Below are 14,113 nucleotides of genomic sequence, written 5' to 3' on the forward strand. Positions count from 1 at the left end.
ATGGGCCTTTTTGTCGTCGGCTTCTCCCTCGGAAGCCTCAGGATTTCTTCATGTTGCGACGCAGCACGGCAGGCAGAATGCACCACAACAGTGCAAAACAATACAGGCGCGCGACCCGGGCGACCCCGGCTCGCGCCGCATCGCGTTTCCGGACGACCATGACTTCCAAGCTCCTGCTTCTTCCTATTTCCCTGCTCGTGCTCGCCGCATGCGGCGCCAGACAGGCCCCGGAGGCCGGCACCGCGCCGCCCGAAGTCGGCGTGATGGCGATGCACGCGAGCGACGTGCCGGTGCACACGGAACTCTCGGGCCGAACGGCCGCATTCCGCGTGTCGGAGGTGCGCCCGCAGGTCAACGGCATCGTGCGCAAGCGGCTGTTCGAGGAAGGCAGCATGGTCCGCGCGGGCCAGGTGCTGTACGAGATCGAGCCCGGCCCCTTCGAGGCGGCGCACGAGCAGGCGCAGGCCGCGCTGGCCACGGCCCAGGCGAGCATCGCGAGCCTGCGCGGCAAGGCCGAGCGCTTCGGCGAACTGGTGAAGGCCAACGCGGTGAGCCGGCAGGAGCACGAGGAAGCCCAGGCCGCGCTCGTGCAGGCCGAGGCCGGCGTGAAGGCTGCCAAGGCGGCGCTGAAGGCCGCGCGCATCAACCTCGAATTCACCCGCATCGAGGCGCCCATCTCGGGCCGCATCGGCCGCTCCAGCGTGACCGAGGGCGCGCTGGTGGCGCCGGGCCAGGCCACGGCGCTGGCAACCATCCAGCGCATCGACCCGATCTACGTCGACGTGGTGCAGTCCAGCCTCGAGCTCACGCGGCTCAAGCGCCGCTTCATCTCGGGCGACATGGCGCCCGCGAGCACGCGCGTGAGCCTTCGCATGGAAGACGGCCTGCCCTACCCGCACCCCGGCACGCTGAAGTTCGCCGAAGTGGCGGTCGATGCCGCCACCGGCTCGGTCACGCTGCGCGCGGAGTTTCCGAACCCGCAGGGACTGCTGCTGCCCGGCATGTACGTGCGTGCGCAGGTCGAGTCCGGGGTTGAACGGCAGGCCGTGCTCGCGCCGCAGCGCGGCGTGGCGCGCAACGAGAAGGGCGAGCCGACCGCGCTCGTGGTGGGCAGGGACGACAAGGTCGAGCTGCGCACGCTCGAAGTGCGCAGCGCGGCGGGCGACCAGTGGATCGTGACCGGCGGCCTGCAGGAAGGCGACCGGCTCGTGGTCGACGGCCTGCAGCGCGCCCACCCTGGCGACAAGGTGAAGCCGGTGCCGATAGCGGCCGCGGCGTCGCCTTCATCGGCAGATTGAGACAGCGCAAGTGATCGCCAATTTCTTCATCCAGCGGCCCGTGTTCGCATGGGTCATCGCCATCCTCGTCATGCTGGCCGGCGGGGTGGCCATCCGCACGCTGCCGGTGTCGCAGTACCCGGACATCGCGCCGCCCACCGTCGTCGTCTCGGCCAACTACCCGGGCGCCTCGGCGCAGGCGGTGGAGAGCAGCGTCACGCAGGTGCTCGAACAGCAGCTCAAGGGCATCGACGGGCTGCTGTATTTCAAGTCGACCAGCAGCTCGGCCGGCTGGGCCGAGATCAGCGTCACCTTCCGCCAGGGGATCAACCCCGACACCGCCCAGGTGCAGGTGCAGAACAAGGTCAGCCAGGCCACCAGCCGGCTGCCGCAGGCGGTGCAGCAGCAGGGCGTGACGGTCGCGAAGTCGCAGAACAACTTCCTGCTGATCGTGGCCCTCTACGACGAGACCGACCGCCGCACCGACACCGACGTGGCCGACTGGATGGCCAGCAACCTGCGCGACCCCATCAGCCGCGTCGACGGCGTGGGCTCGGTGCAGGCCTTCGGCGCCTCGTATGCGATGCGCATCTGGCTCGACCCGCACCGGCTCGCGAGCTACCAGCTGATGCCCTCGGACGTGACCGCGGCCATCGCCGCGCAGAACACGCAGGTGTCGGTCGGCGAGATCGGCGCGCGGCCCTCGCCCGCGAGGCAGCAGCTCAACGCCACGGTGACGGCGCTGTCGCGGCTGCAGACGCCCGGGCAGTTCCGCGACATCGTGCTGAAGACGCAGGCTGACGGCGCCGTGGTGCGCCTGGGCGACGTGGCGCGGGTGGAGATGGGCAGCGAGTCGTACGCCGAGACCACGCGCCTGAACGGCCACCCCGCCGCGGGCGCCGCGGTCATGCTGGCGCCCGGCGCCAACGCGCTGACCACGGCCAGCGCGGTGAAGGCGCGCATGGCCGAGATGGAGCCTTCGCTGCCGGCCGGCCTGCGCGTGGCCTACGCGGAGGACACCACGCGCTTCGTGAAGATCTCGATCAGGTCGGTCATCAAGACGCTGCTGGAGGCGATCGCGCTGGTGGTGGTCGTGATGTACCTGTTCCTGCAGAACTGGCGCGCCACGGTCATCCCGGCCATCACGGTTCCGGTGGTGCTGCTGGGCACCTTCGGCGTGCTCGCGGCCTTCGGCTACTCGATCAACGTGCTCACGCTCTTCGGCATGGTGCTGGCCATCGGCCTGCTGGTGGACGACGCGATCGTGGTGGTGGAGAACGTCGAGCGCGTGATGCACGAGGAAGGGCTCGACCCGAAGGCGGCCACCGTCAAGTCGATGCAGGAGATCACCGGCGCGCTGATGGGCATCGCGGTGGTGGTGTCGGCAGTGTTCCTGCCGATGGCCTTCTTCGGCGGCTCGGTGGGCGTGATCTACCGGCAGTTCTCTGTGACGATCATCGCGTCGATGGTGCTGTCGGTGGTGGTGGCGATCGTGCTCATCCCGGCGCTGTGCGCGCGCTTCCTGCGGGCCAGCGACGCGCCGCGCACACGTGGATTCCTCGGCGCCTTCAACCGCCGCTTCGACGCGGCGCAGGGCCGCTACGCGGGCCTGCTGGGGCGCATCCTGCGCAAGCCGCTTCGCTTCGCCGCCGTGTACGCGGCCATCGCGGCCGGCATGGGCGCGCTCTACCTGAGCCTGCCCGGCGGCTTCCTGCCCGAGGAGGACCAGGGCAGCGTGATGGTGCAGCTCACGCTGCCGGCGGGCTCCACGATCAGCCGCACCGACGCGGTGAACCGCCTGGTCGAGAAGCACTTCCTCGAAGCGGAGAAGGACACGACCGACACCATCTTCACCATCTCGGGCTGGAGCTACGGCGGCTCGGGGCAGAACATGGGCATGGCCTTCGTCTCGCTGAAGGACTGGTCCGAGCGCGGGCATGCGGGCCAGCGCGCGCAGGCCATCGTGGAGCGCGCCGGCACCGTGCTCGGCAGGCAGCAGCGCGACGCCGAGGTCTACGGCATGGTGCCGCCGCCCATCGAGGGGCTGGGGCAGTCGAACGGCTTCGAGTTCTGGCTGCAGGACACCTCGGGCATGGGCGCGCAGAAGCTGGTGCAGGCGCGCGAGTCGCTGCTGCGCGACGCGGGCAAGGACGCGCGGCTGCAATCGGTGCGCGCCAACAGCGTGGCCGGCACGCCGCAGCTGCAGATCGACATCGACCAGCTCAAGGCCTCGGCGCTGCGCCTGTCGCTGGACGACGTGAACACCACGCTGGGCATTGCCTGGGGCGGCAGCTACGTCAACGACTTCATCGACCGCGGCCGCGTCAAGCGCGTGTACGTGCAGGCCGACGCGCCCTACCGCTCCGACCCCGACGACATCCGCGAGTGGTTCGTGCGCGGCTCCACCGGCGCGATGACGCCGTTCTCGGCCTTCGCCACCACGCGCTGGTCGCAGGGCGCGCCGCAGCTGGAGCGCTACAACGGCCTGCCGGCGGTGCAGATCCAGGGCGCGGCCTCGCACGGCACGAGCTCGGGCACGGCGATGGCGGCCGTCGAAGCCATCGCGAAGAAGCAGCGCGGCACCGGCCATGCGTGGAGCGGGCTGTCGTACCAGGAGCGCCTCTCGGGCGGGCAGGCGCCGCTGCTGTTCGCGCTGTCGATCCTCGTCGTGTTCCTTTGCCTGGCGGCGCTGTACGAGAGCTGGTCGGTGCCGTTCTCGGTGATGCTGGTGATTCCGCTGGGCGTGCTCGGCGCAGTGATCGCCACGTCGCTGCGCGGCCTGTCGAACGACATCTACTTCCAGGTCGGCCTGCTCGCGACCATCGGGCTGTCGGCGAAGAACGCGATCCTGATCATCGAGTTCGCCGAAGCCGCGCTGCGCCGGGGCATGCCGCTGCTCGACGCAGTGGCGGAAGGCGCGCGCCTGCGGCTGCGGCCGATCCTGATGACATCGCTGGCCTTCCTGGCAGGCGTGGTGCCGCTGGCGCTGGCCACCGGCGCAGGCTCGGCGAGCCAGGTGGCCATCGGCACGGGCGTGTTCGGCGGCGTGCTGGCGGCGACGGCGCTGGGCATCTTCTTCGTGCCGCTGTTCTATCTGCTGGTGAAGAGGCTGGCGGCCCGGTTCTACAAACGCAGCGGCGTGGCGGCGGCCTCCTGAGGAGCCGTCGCCGTCAGCTCTTTCCGGCAACGGGCGAGCGTCGCGCCAGGCCCGGCAAGGTCCATCCGAAGGTCATGCCCGCCGCGGCGATCAGGATGGCGGCCGCGCCCACCACCTGCAACGCGCCCAGCCGCTGGCCGAAGGCGACGTAGTCCACGCCGATCGCCACCAGCGGATAGATGAACGACAACGCCCCGGCCACCGGTGTCGACAGCTTCTGCAGCGCGCCGTACAGCAGCACGAAAACCAGCCCGGTGTAGACCACGCCCATCGTCAGGTGCACGCCCCAGGTGGCCGCGTCGGCGGGCAGCGCCCTGAGGTTCGCGAAGGGCGCGAGCATCACGATGCCCACGCACACCTGGATCAGCGCGATGAGGTGGGGCGCGATGCCGTCGAGCTTCTTCGCGACGAAGGCGGCCAACGCATAGCAGAAGGCAGCGCCCAGCGCCATGAGCACGCCGACGAAGTAGGAAGACCCGTCGGCCCCTCCGCCGGACTTGGCCTGCGCCACCAGCACCACGCCGGCGAATGCGATGCACAGCCAGATCGCCTTCATCGCGGTCAGCCGCTCCGACAGCAGCAGCGCACCCAGCGCCACCAGCATGAAGGGCTGCGTGTTGTAGACCGCCGTGGCGATGGAGATCGACGCGCGCGAGAACGACGCGAAGATCAGCACCCAGTTCACGACGAGCGCCACGCCGCCCAAGGCCGCGAGCGCGAACTTGCGCGGCGCGATGCCCCGCTTCAGCAGTCCCAGCGCGAAGCACACGACCAGCAGCGTTGCGGCACCGAACACGCAGCGCCAGAACAGCAGGTCGGCCAGCGGCTGGTCGAAATGAACCACGAACCATCCGATGGTTCCGGAGATCGCCATGGCCGCGCTCATCTCCAGCGCGCCGCGAAGCTGTGTCTGCATGTCGGTCCGTTGTCGCCGCTGTTCAGGGGAAACAAGAGTGCCACTTATCGCGTCCCCTGGATATGCTCGGAAGAAGGCGAAAGCCGCCGATGGCCTTCGAAACGAAGGCATCCGAGCCCCTCAACCGGAGAACAGGAAGATGCTCGACGCAACCGACGAAGCCATCGTGCTGGCCCTCGCGGGCAATGCCCGCATGTCGCTGAAGGAGCTGGCCCATCACGTGGGGCTCTCGTCGCCCAGCGTGTCGGAGCGGCTGCGGCGGCTCGAGGAGCGCGACGTGATCCGCGGCTACACGCTCGAGCTGAACCCGAAGGCGCTGGGCTACCAGTTCCAGGCCATCGTGCGCATCCGCCCGCTGCCGGGGCAGCTGAAGGCTGTGCAGGAACTGATCGCTGCCACGCCCGAGTTCTGCGAGTGCGACAAGGTCACGGGAGAAGACTGCTTCGTCGCGCGGCTCCATCTGCAGTCGCTCGAGCAGCTCGACGGCATCCTCGACCGCATCGCGGCCAGGGCGGAGACCAACACCTCCATCGTGAAGGCCCAGACGATCCAGAGGCGGCTGCCGCCCTTCTCGGCGCGGTGAGGCGCCGCAGCCGATCGGCGGCGCCTGCGGGTGGGTTGTGTCCTGTTTTTGCGTAGATGCGCACCATCGCCACGCGGTGCGGCCTCCCAGAATCGACCGGCCGTGAGAGGCACGGCCCGAGACGCCGATCCACAAGACCAAGGAGACACATGCCCATGATCACTTCCCGCCGCGGCCTGCTGGCCGGTTCCGCCGCCATGGCCACCGGCGCCGTCGCCGGCTGCGCGCTGCCCGCCGGGGCCGGCCGCTCGGCCGCCACGCCGTTCGATGTCGCTGCGTCGACCATTCCGATCGTCGGCAGCGACCAGGTCTTTCCGGTGCGCCGCATCTACTGCATCGGCCGCAACTACGAGGCGCATGCACGCGAGATGGGATCGGACCCGAGCCGCGAGCCGCCCTTCTTCTTCCAGAAGCCGGCCGATGCGATCCAGGTCGTGACGCCGGGCGTGGTGGCCGACCACCCCTATCCCACGCTCACGAAGAACTACCACTACGAAGTCGAACTGGTGGTGGCGCTGGGCAAGGGCGGGCGCGACATCCCGACGAGCGCCGCGCTCGACCACGTGTACGGCTACTCGCTGGGCCTGGACATGACGCGCCGCGACCTGCAGCGCGAGATGGGCGACCAGAAGAAGCCCTGGGAGATCGGCAAGAGCTTCGACCATTCGGCGCCCGTGGGGCCGATCCACCCGGTGGCGAAGGTCGGGCATTTCAGCGACGGCGCGATCTGGCTCAAGGTGAACGGGCAGACGAAGCAGAGCGCCACGCTCAGGCACATGATCTGGTCGGTGGCCGAGCAGATCAGCCGGCTGTCGCAGGCCTTCGAGCTCAAGCCGGGCGACATCATCTATTCGGGCACGCCGGAGAACGTGGGGCCGGTGGTACGCGGCGACCTGATCCAGATCCACATCGACCGGCTGCCGGAGCTGTCGGTGCGGATCGTCTGAGGAAAAAAGGCCCGCCGATGCGCGGGCCGCACCGCCGCTTCAGGAGCCGGCGGCCGCCTCGCCGACCAGCCCCCACAGCGCCTCCGCCACCGGCGCCATCTGCGCCTGCTGGCGATACAGGCGGATGTCCACCGGCACGCGCCAGCCGCCCGCGCCGGCATCGGTGAGCGCGCCGCTGCGCAGGTCGTCGGCCACCAGGCTCATCGGCAGCCATGCGAGGCCGCGGCCTTCGAGGGCCATGGTGCGCAGCAGCGCGGCATGGTGGGCGGTGAAGACGACGGACAGCGAAGCGGCGAAGTCCTTGCCGAACTCGATGTCCTGGATGGCGCGCATGATCCGGCCCAGGCCCGAGGCCTCGCTGTAGGCCAGCACGGCGGGCGACTTGCCCCCGCCCAGTGCATGCAGCGGAACACCGCCGGCAGCGGGCGTGCTCACCGGCACCAGCACGTCGTCGCTGAGCCGCCGCACGGGGTATTGCGCCTCGTCGAGCCGGCCCGGTGCATCGGCGTGGCCGTGGCACAGCACGAACTGCACGCGGCGCTGCAGCATCAGGTCTTCGCAGGCGTAGGAGCTGTCGGAGATGGTCTGGATCGGGCCCATGCTCAGCCGCGACTCGACGCTCGCCAGCCAGCGCGGAAAGAAGGTCAGCGAGAGCACGTGCGTGGCGGCGAAGCTCAGGCTGGCCGCGGCCAGGTCGTGCGCGGCGCGGGCCTTGATGCGTGCGGCCTCCAAGCCCGCGAGCACTTCCTGCAGCAGCGGCTGGAAGCGCTTGCCCGCGGCGGTGAGCGCAGTGGGATGCGCGCTGCGGTCGAACAGGTCGACGCCCACCCATTCCTCCAGCGATCGGATGTGGCGGCTGAAAGCGGGCTGTGCGATGGAGCGGGCCTGAGCGGCGCGCGAGAAGTTGCCGGTCTCGGCCAGGGCCAGGAAGTCTTCCAGCCATTCGAGGTCGAGCGGTCTGTTGCCGGGGCCCATGCGCTGCTCGGTCGGTCGGTTGAATAGTTGTATGCGATTCGAGTATTGGACGGTCCGCACCCCGCCGGCAAAAGATGCACCCATTCCTGCACCTTGAACCACACGGAGACACAGCATGCCTTCCATCGCGAATTATCGCGGGATCATTCCCGCCATTTCCTGCCCCTTCACCAGCGACCACCGCATCGACGAACCCGCGCTGCGCAAGCTGGCCTCGTGGCTCGCCGGCCATGACGGCGTGGTGGCGGTCATGACCAACGGCCACACCGGCGAGGTCTTCTCGCTCACGCCGTCGGAGCGCGCCGAGGTGACGCGCATCGTGGCCGACGAACTGCGCGGGCGCACGCCGGTGATCTCGTCGATCGTCTGCGAGGGCCTTGCCGAGGCCGCCGAGCATGCCCGCGCCGCGCAGGCCGCCGGCGCGGTGGCGCTGGACGTGATGCCGCCCCACCACTGGCTGCGCTTCGGCTTCACGCCCGGCCACGCGCTGCAGTACTTCGAGGCCATCCACCGCGCCGCGCCGGAGCTGGACCTGGTCTGCCACGTGTACCCGGCCTGGACGCGCGCCTCGTACTCCTCGCAGCTGCTGGCCGACCTGGCGCGGCTGCCCTACCTGCAGGCCTTCAAGGTGGGCCAACGCGACATGAACAAGTACGCCCGCGACATCCAGGCGATCCGCGAGGCCGATGCGTCCAAGGCCATCCTCACCTGCCACGACGAATACCTGCTCGCCTCGATGGTGCAGGGCGTGGACGGCGCGCTGGTCGGCTTCGCGACCTTCATCCCGCAACTCATCATCGACCTGTGGAATGCGGTGAAGGCCGGCGACCTGAAGAAGGCCATGGCGGTGCAGGCCCTCATCACGCCGCTGAAGGACGCGGTGTACGGCGGCGGCGAGCCCACCGGCGAGGCCCATGCGCGCATGAAGGGCGGCATGTACCTGGCCGGCGTGCTGGAGAACGCCACCGTGCGCCCGCCCACCGAGGCGCCGAACGCGCGCGAGATGGACGCGCTGCGCGCCGCCGTCGAGCAGGCCGGCCTGTCGAGGCGCTGAAGCGCCAGGGGCCGCTGCGCCCCGGCCAAGAGAACACAAGGAGACAAGAGACATGCAACGCAAGCACTTCCTGCGCGCCACACTGGCCGCGCTCGCGCTGGCCGCAGTATCGACCGCCGGCCTCGCCCAGAACTGGCCCGCCCGGCCGGTGCGCATGGTGATTCCCTTCCCGCCCGGCGGCACGCTCGACACCATCGGCCGCCTGCTGGCGCAGAAGCTCGGCGAGCAGACGGGCCAGACCTTCATCGTGGAGAACCGCCCCGGCGGCAACGGCGTGATCGGCGCCGACGTGGTGTCGAAGGCGCCGGCCGACGGCTACACGCTGCTGTTCAACGCGTCGACCTTCACCACCGCGCCGATGACCATGAAGTCGGTGCCCTACGAGGTGGTGAAGGACTTCACGCCGGTAGCGCTGGTGGCGAAGGCACCGCTGTCGGTAGCGGTCAACAAGAACCTGCCGGTGAACGACGTGAAGTCGCTCATCGCCTATGCCAAGGCGCATCCCGGCAAGATGACCTTCGCGGTCGGCTCGATCGGCTCGGCCGGGCACCTGTCGACCGAGCTGCTCAAGCGCGCGGGCGGCGGGCTCGACTACCTGATCGTGCCGTACAAGGGCACGGCGCCTGCCTTCCAGGACCTGATCGGCGGCCAGATCGACGGCTTCATCGACCCGATCCTCGGCTCGCTGCAGTACCACAAGAGCGGCATGCTGAAGGTGATCGCCGTCACCTCGGCCACGCGCGCGACAAGCCTGCCGAACGTGCCCACGGTGGGCGAGAGCATCCCGGGCTACGAGTTCTATAGCTGGTACGGGTTGTGGGGCCCGGCGAAGCTGCCGGCGGCCATCACGCAGCGGCTGAACGCCGAGGTCAACAAGGCGCTGGGCACCGACATGCGCGAGACGCTGAACGCGCAGGGCCTGCTGCTGACGCCGGGCAGCGTCGAGGACTTCGCGAAGTTCCAGGCCGAGGACATGGCGCGCTCGAAGAAGATCATCACCGAGGGCAACATCCATGTCGAATGAGCTCGCCACGGCGCCCCATGCGGTGGTGACGGGCAGCAGCGGCGGCATCGGCCGCGCCATCGCCTCGCATCTGCTGCACGCGGGCTGGCGCGTGAGCGGGCTGGACCTGGCCGCGCCCACGCTGTCGTCCCATGCCGGCTTCACCCACGTGGCCGTGGACCTGGGCGACGCCGCAGCCATCGCGCGCATCGCCTCGACGCTGCAGGATGCGAGCGCGCTGGTGCACGCGGCCGGCGTGCTGCGCGTCGGTCCGCTGGGCGAACTCGATCACGCGGGCGGCGAGCTGATGTGGCGCCTGCACGTGGACGCGGCCACGCGCCTGGCCGACGCGCTCGTGCCCGCGATGGCGGCGCGCGGGCACGGCCGCGTGGTGTTCGTCGGCAGCCGCGTCGCGCAGGGGCTGCCGGGGCGCGGCCAGTACGCCGCGACCAAGGCCGCGCTGATCGCGCTCGCGCGAAGCTGGGCCGCGGAAGTCGCGGCGCGCGGCGTGACCGTGAACGTGGTGTCGCCCGGCGCGACGCAGACGTCGATGCTGCAGGACCCGGCCCGCGCGGGCAGCGCGCCGCGCCTGCCGCCCATCGGCCGGCTGATCCAGCCCGAGGAGATCGCCGCGCTCACCGGCTTTCTTCTGTCGCCGCCGGCGGCGGCCATCACGGGGCAGGACATCCCGATCTGCGGCGGCTCCTCGCTGCATCTCTGACCCTCTTTCGCTTCCTTTCCTTCCACCCGGAACCCGACCATGAAAATCGTCAACATCCTCGAATCCACCCGCCCCATCAAGTCGGACATCCGCAACGCCTACATCGACTTCTCGAAGATGACGCTGAGCCTCGTCGCGGTGGTCACCGACGTGATCCGCGACGGCCGGCCCGTCGTCGGCTACGGCTTCAATTCCAACGGCCGCTACGGTCAGGGCGGGCTGATCCGCGAGCGCTTCCTGCCGCGCCTGCTGGAGGCCGACCCGGCCTCGCTGCTCGACGAGACCGGCGACAACCTCGATCCGCACAAGATCTGGGCCCGCATGATGATCAACGAGAAGCCCGGCGGCCACGGCGAGCGCTCGGTGGCCGTGGGCACCATCGACATGGCGGTCTGGGACGCCACCGCCAAGATCGCCGGCAAGCCGCTCCATCAGCTGCTGGCCGAGCGCTATGGCAACGGCAAGCCGAACCCGCGCGTGTTCGTCTACGCGGCCGGCGGCTACTACTACCCCGGCAAGGGCCTCGAAGGCCTGCAGCGCGAGATGACCAGCTACCTGGAGCGCGGCTACTCGGTGGTGAAGATGAAGATCGGCGGCGCCACGCTCGCCGAAGACTGCGAGCGCATCGAGTCGGTGCTGAAGATCCTCGGTCCCGGCCAGCAGCTCGCGGTGGACGCCAACGGCCGCTTCGACCTGCCCACCGCCCTCGACTACGGCCGCGCGCTCTCGCAATACCCGCTCTTCTGGTACGAGGAAGCGGGCGACCCGCTCGACTACGAGCTGCAGGCCAGGCTCGGCGAGGTGTACGCCAGTCCGATGGCCACGGGCGAGAACCTGTTCTCGATGCAGGACGCGCGCAACCTCATCCGCCACGGCGGCATGCGCCCCGACCGCGACTGGCTGCAGTTCGACTGCGCGCTGAGCTACGGCCTCGTCGAATACCTGCGCACGCTCGACATGCTGAAGGAGAACGGCTGGTCGCCCTCGCGCTGCATCCCCCACGGCGGCCACCAGATGTCCCTGGCCATCGCCGCCGGCCTCGGCCTCGGCGGCAACGAGAGCTACCCCGACCTGTTCCAGCCCTACGGCGGCTTCCCCGACGGCGTGAAGGTCGACAACGGCTACGTCACCCTGCCGCCGCTGCCCGGCATCGGCTTCGAAGGCAAGGCCGACCTGATCGCCGAGATGAGGGCCCTCGCGGCCTGAGCGATCACTGCCTTTTCGCGGGACGCCGCGGAACCGGCTCCGCCGGGCCGCAGGCGTCGCCCCCCGGCGAGGGGGGTTGGCGAAGCGACACGAAGTGCGCGAAGCCTGGGGGGAGTACCACGTTCAAGGATGAAAGCCGGAGCGGCGCACCACCGGCTCCCACTGCGCGCGGTAGGCCTTCAGCATCTGCGTCGCTTCCGCCGCATTGCTCACCACCGGCGTGATGAAGAGCGAGTCGGCCACCTTCTGCAGGCCCGGGTCCTTCATCACGTCGCGGATCGAGTTGGCCAGCAGCTGCACCCTGGCGGGCGGCATCGAAGCGGGCGCGAAGAAGGTGTTCCAGCCGTCGGCGTCGATCTTCATGCCGGCCTCGCTGAAGGTGGGAATGCCGGACGCGAAGCTCGCGCGCTTCTTGCCCGATGTCGCCAGGATGCGGATCTTGCCGGCCACGTGCTGCGGATAGAGCGAATCGAGCGTGTCGATGGCGATCGGCAGGCTGCCGTTGACGAGGTCGGCCGCCAGCGGTGCGGAGCCGCCATAGCCCTTGATCTGCGGCTGCACGCTCAGCGCGTCGCCCACCATCAGGCCGAAGAAGTGCGGCAGGCTGCCGGTGGCGGGCACGCCGAAGATGGCTTCCTCGGGGTGCGCCCACAGGCGGCCCACCAGGAACATCGCGCGGTCGAGCTGGAGCTTGCTGCCCACGGCCAGCGCGAAGTCGTAGCTGCTGACCTGGGAGACGGGCACGAAGTCCTTGTCGGGGTCGTAGCCGGCGTCCTTGATGACCAGCGGCGCGACCACCATCACGGCCGGGTTGCCGAGCATCAGCACGTTCTGTCCCGCGGGGGCGCGCTTGACTTCCTTGGCCGCGAGGCGGCCACCCTCGCCCGGCCGGTTCTCGACGCTCACCGGCACGCCGAGCTTCGGCGTGAGCCGCTCGGCGATCAGCCGTGCGATGCGGTCGGTGCTGCCGCCGGGCGCGTAGCCGACCACGAGGGTGAGCGGGCCGCCGTCGAGCGCGGCGGGCGCCTGGGCCTGGGCCAGGGGAGCGCAAGCGGCAAGGGCGAGGCCTCCTGCCATGATGAGCTTGCGCCGTGAAAGGAATGCGGGCATCGGATCGGGTCTCCTGCGGACGGTGGGCGCGAGCGGACGGGGACAGGCGCGGTTTCGCGGCGAAAATCCGCGCGTCAAGACTGTTTCCGCTCGTTCAAATTTGTTACTGGTTTATACGTATGGGGAAACAGTTGATCTAATCAACCAACTGCCTGCCGCGGCGGGCGAGCCACACTCCCGACGTTTCCGCAACCACGTCACCTCACGCCGTCACCCTCAGCCCGTATGCGACAAGCTTTCCCCGATGCCGGCGCGCTGCGCGCGCCCCGCTCACTGGACGACCTGGTGCTCTACCGCATGGTGCGCGCCGTGCGGGCCGGCAACGGCATGGCGACGCGGCTGGTCGAAGGCGGCTTCGGCATCACGCGCCGGGAATGGGGAATGATCGCCACCCTCGCGCAGGAGGGCGAGATGACCTCCTCCGCGCTGGCCACGCACCTTCACCTGGACCGCGTGCGCACTTCGCGCGGACTGCGCAGCCTGGTCGACAAGAAGCTGGTGCTGCGCCGGCAGAACGCGGAAGACCGGCGCGAGGTGCACGTGCGGCTGAGCGCATCGGGCGAGCAGCTCTTCGGCGGGCTCTTTCCGCGCATCGCAGGGCTGAACACCGAACTGCTCGAAGGCGTGTCGCCCGCCGACCTCGACGCCTTCCTGCGCTGCCTGCAGCACCTGGAACAGCGCGGCGAGGAACTGCTCGCGCGCGGCGTGGTGGCGGAAAAGGCCGACCGGCGTTCGGGCGGCACGCGGCACCGCTGGCCGGAGCGCAGCCGCTGAGGCGGCCGGCAGCCGACCATTCAGGCCTGCACGTCCACCACGCTGCCCATCGTTCCGGACCCGCTGGTGCGGCCAGGGCGCGACGTGCCCGCAGCGCTTTCCTCCAGAGAGGCCATCGCGCTCTGCTGCACGCCGGCGTTGCGCAGCGCGTTCATCTGCTGCTGCAGCATCGCGAGCTTCGCCGCGAGCGCCTCGAGCTGCATCCGGATCGCGTCGCGCGCATCGCCCTCGGGCGTGTCGATCAACTGGGCCTGCGTCTCGCCGATCTGCTTCTGCGTCGCGGCGATCTGCCGCTGGATCTTCGCGATCTCGACGTTGACGTCGATCCCGCTCCTTGCCGCACCGCTGCTGGCGCCGATGGCATTCAGCATCCCGTTCCTCCGTTCTTGC

13 protein-coding genes are annotated in these 14,113 nt (G+C 69.8%); 9 read left to right on the forward strand and 4 right to left on the reverse strand.

Going from position 1 to position 14,113, the window contains the following annotated elements; translation table 11 throughout:
• Positions 1-158: 158 nt before the first annotated feature.
• Positions 159-1,298, forward strand: a complete 1,140-nt coding sequence (locus ACTJLF_RS27190; protein ID WP_440884288.1) for an efflux RND transporter periplasmic adaptor subunit — start codon at positions 159-161, stop codon at positions 1,296-1,298.
• Positions 1,299-1,308: 10 nt separating this feature from the next.
• Positions 1,309-4,434, forward strand: coding sequence for an efflux RND transporter permease subunit (locus ACTJLF_RS27195; RefSeq protein WP_440884289.1), 3,126 nt, complete (start codon positions 1,309-1,311; stop codon positions 4,432-4,434).
• A 13-nt stretch (positions 4,435-4,447) separates the two neighbouring features.
• Here ACTJLF_RS27195 and ACTJLF_RS27200 read toward each other — a convergent pair whose 3' ends face one another.
• Positions 4,448-5,350 carry a DMT family transporter gene (locus tag ACTJLF_RS27200; protein WP_132754057.1) on the reverse strand — a complete coding sequence of 301 codons (903 nt, stop codon included), beginning with the start codon at positions 5,348-5,350 and terminating at the stop codon, positions 4,448-4,450.
• A 139-nt stretch (positions 5,351-5,489) separates the two neighbouring features.
• Here ACTJLF_RS27200 and ACTJLF_RS27205 point away from each other — a divergent pair, with 139 nt between their 5' ends.
• Positions 5,490-5,933, forward strand: a complete 444-nt coding sequence (locus tag ACTJLF_RS27205) for an Lrp/AsnC family transcriptional regulator (protein ID WP_026346569.1) — start codon at positions 5,490-5,492, stop codon at positions 5,931-5,933.
• Between the two features lie 155 nt (positions 5,934-6,088).
• A complete protein-coding gene (locus tag ACTJLF_RS27210) occupies positions 6,089-6,880 on the forward strand; it encodes a fumarylacetoacetate hydrolase family protein (protein WP_440884290.1) in 792 nt (263 codons plus the stop codon).
• Positions 6,881-6,919: 39 nt separating this feature from the next.
• Here ACTJLF_RS27210 and ACTJLF_RS27215 read toward each other — a convergent pair whose 3' ends face one another.
• Positions 6,920-7,855, reverse strand: coding sequence for a LysR family transcriptional regulator (locus ACTJLF_RS27215; protein WP_440884291.1), 936 nt, complete (start codon positions 7,853-7,855; stop codon positions 6,920-6,922).
• A 115-nt stretch (positions 7,856-7,970) separates the two neighbouring features.
• Here ACTJLF_RS27215 and ACTJLF_RS27220 point away from each other — a divergent pair, with 115 nt between their 5' ends.
• From ACTJLF_RS27220 to ACTJLF_RS27235, 4 genes are read left to right on the forward strand one after another with little or no spacing between them, the layout of a single operon-like run.
• Positions 7,971-8,909 carry a dihydrodipicolinate synthase family protein gene (locus tag ACTJLF_RS27220; RefSeq protein WP_126183020.1) on the forward strand — a complete coding sequence of 313 codons (939 nt, stop codon included), beginning with the start codon at positions 7,971-7,973 and terminating at the stop codon, positions 8,907-8,909.
• A gap of 52 nt (positions 8,910-8,961) precedes the next feature.
• Complete coding sequence (locus ACTJLF_RS27225; protein WP_019656489.1) at positions 8,962-9,933, forward strand: Bug family tripartite tricarboxylate transporter substrate binding protein; 972 nt, start codon at positions 8,962-8,964, stop codon at positions 9,931-9,933.
• The gene (locus tag ACTJLF_RS27230) at positions 9,923-10,633 is read left to right on the forward strand and encodes an SDR family NAD(P)-dependent oxidoreductase (RefSeq protein ID WP_019656488.1); all 711 of its coding nucleotides are present in this window, start codon (positions 9,923-9,925) and stop codon (positions 10,631-10,633) included. The genes ACTJLF_RS27225 and ACTJLF_RS27230 overlap by 11 nt, the downstream gene beginning before the upstream one ends.
• A 39-nt stretch (positions 10,634-10,672) precedes the next feature.
• Positions 10,673-11,839 (forward strand): mandelate racemase/muconate lactonizing enzyme family protein, encoded by a 1,167-nt coding sequence (locus tag ACTJLF_RS27235; RefSeq protein ID WP_132754061.1) that lies wholly within the window; start codon positions 10,673-10,675, stop codon positions 11,837-11,839.
• A gap of 123 nt (positions 11,840-11,962) precedes the next feature.
• Here ACTJLF_RS27235 and ACTJLF_RS27240 read toward each other — a convergent pair whose 3' ends face one another.
• Complete coding sequence (locus tag ACTJLF_RS27240) at positions 11,963-12,949, reverse strand: tripartite tricarboxylate transporter substrate-binding protein (protein ID WP_440884292.1); 987 nt, start codon at positions 12,947-12,949, stop codon at positions 11,963-11,965.
• A gap of 225 nt (positions 12,950-13,174) precedes the next feature.
• On the opposite strand from ACTJLF_RS27240, the gene ACTJLF_RS27245 reads away from it, so the two are divergent.
• Positions 13,175-13,723 (forward strand): MarR family winged helix-turn-helix transcriptional regulator, encoded by a 549-nt coding sequence (locus ACTJLF_RS27245; protein WP_440884293.1) that lies wholly within the window; start codon positions 13,175-13,177, stop codon positions 13,721-13,723.
• A 20-nt stretch (positions 13,724-13,743) separates the two neighbouring features.
• Here ACTJLF_RS27245 and ACTJLF_RS27250 read toward each other — a convergent pair whose 3' ends face one another.
• The gene (locus ACTJLF_RS27250) at positions 13,744-14,094 is read right to left on the reverse strand and encodes a FlxA-like family protein (RefSeq protein ID WP_440884294.1); all 351 of its coding nucleotides are present in this window, start codon (positions 14,092-14,094) and stop codon (positions 13,744-13,746) included.
• Positions 14,095-14,113: the final 19 nt, after the last annotated feature.

Source organism: Variovorax sp. 22077 (assembly GCF_052044195.1).
In the GTDB taxonomy this organism is placed as follows: domain Bacteria; phylum Pseudomonadota; class Gammaproteobacteria; order Burkholderiales; family Burkholderiaceae_C; genus Variovorax; species Variovorax atrisoli.

Excerpts from the sequence above, each read along its gene's own strand:
- ACTJLF_RS27190 (WP_440884288.1), top strand. The coding sequence starts at position 159 with ATGACTTCCAAGCTCCTGCTTCTTCCTATTTCCCTGCTCGTGCTCGCC.
- ACTJLF_RS27200 (WP_132754057.1), bottom strand. The coding sequence starts at position 5,350 with ATGCAGACACAGCTTCGCGGCGCGCTGGAGATGAGCGCGGCCATGGCG.
- ACTJLF_RS27205 (WP_026346569.1), top strand. The coding sequence starts at position 5,490 with ATGCTCGACGCAACCGACGAAGCCATCGTGCTGGCCCTCGCGGGCAAT.
- ACTJLF_RS27210 (WP_440884290.1), top strand. The coding sequence starts at position 6,089 with ATGATCACTTCCCGCCGCGGCCTGCTGGCCGGTTCCGCCGCCATGGCC.
- ACTJLF_RS27215 (WP_440884291.1), bottom strand. The coding sequence starts at position 7,855 with ATGGGCCCCGGCAACAGACCGCTCGACCTCGAATGGCTGGAAGACTTC.
- ACTJLF_RS27220 (WP_126183020.1), top strand. The coding sequence starts at position 7,971 with ATGCCTTCCATCGCGAATTATCGCGGGATCATTCCCGCCATTTCCTGC.
- ACTJLF_RS27225 (WP_019656489.1), top strand. The coding sequence starts at position 8,962 with ATGCAACGCAAGCACTTCCTGCGCGCCACACTGGCCGCGCTCGCGCTG.
- ACTJLF_RS27230 (WP_019656488.1), top strand. The coding sequence starts at position 9,923 with ATGTCGAATGAGCTCGCCACGGCGCCCCATGCGGTGGTGACGGGCAGC.
- ACTJLF_RS27235 (WP_132754061.1), top strand. The coding sequence starts at position 10,673 with ATGAAAATCGTCAACATCCTCGAATCCACCCGCCCCATCAAGTCGGAC.
- ACTJLF_RS27240 (WP_440884292.1), bottom strand. The coding sequence starts at position 12,949 with ATGCCCGCATTCCTTTCACGGCGCAAGCTCATCATGGCAGGAGGCCTC.
- ACTJLF_RS27245 (WP_440884293.1), top strand. The coding sequence starts at position 13,175 with ATGCGACAAGCTTTCCCCGATGCCGGCGCGCTGCGCGCGCCCCGCTCA.
- ACTJLF_RS27250 (WP_440884294.1), bottom strand. The coding sequence starts at position 14,094 with ATGCTGAATGCCATCGGCGCCAGCAGCGGTGCGGCAAGGAGCGGGATC.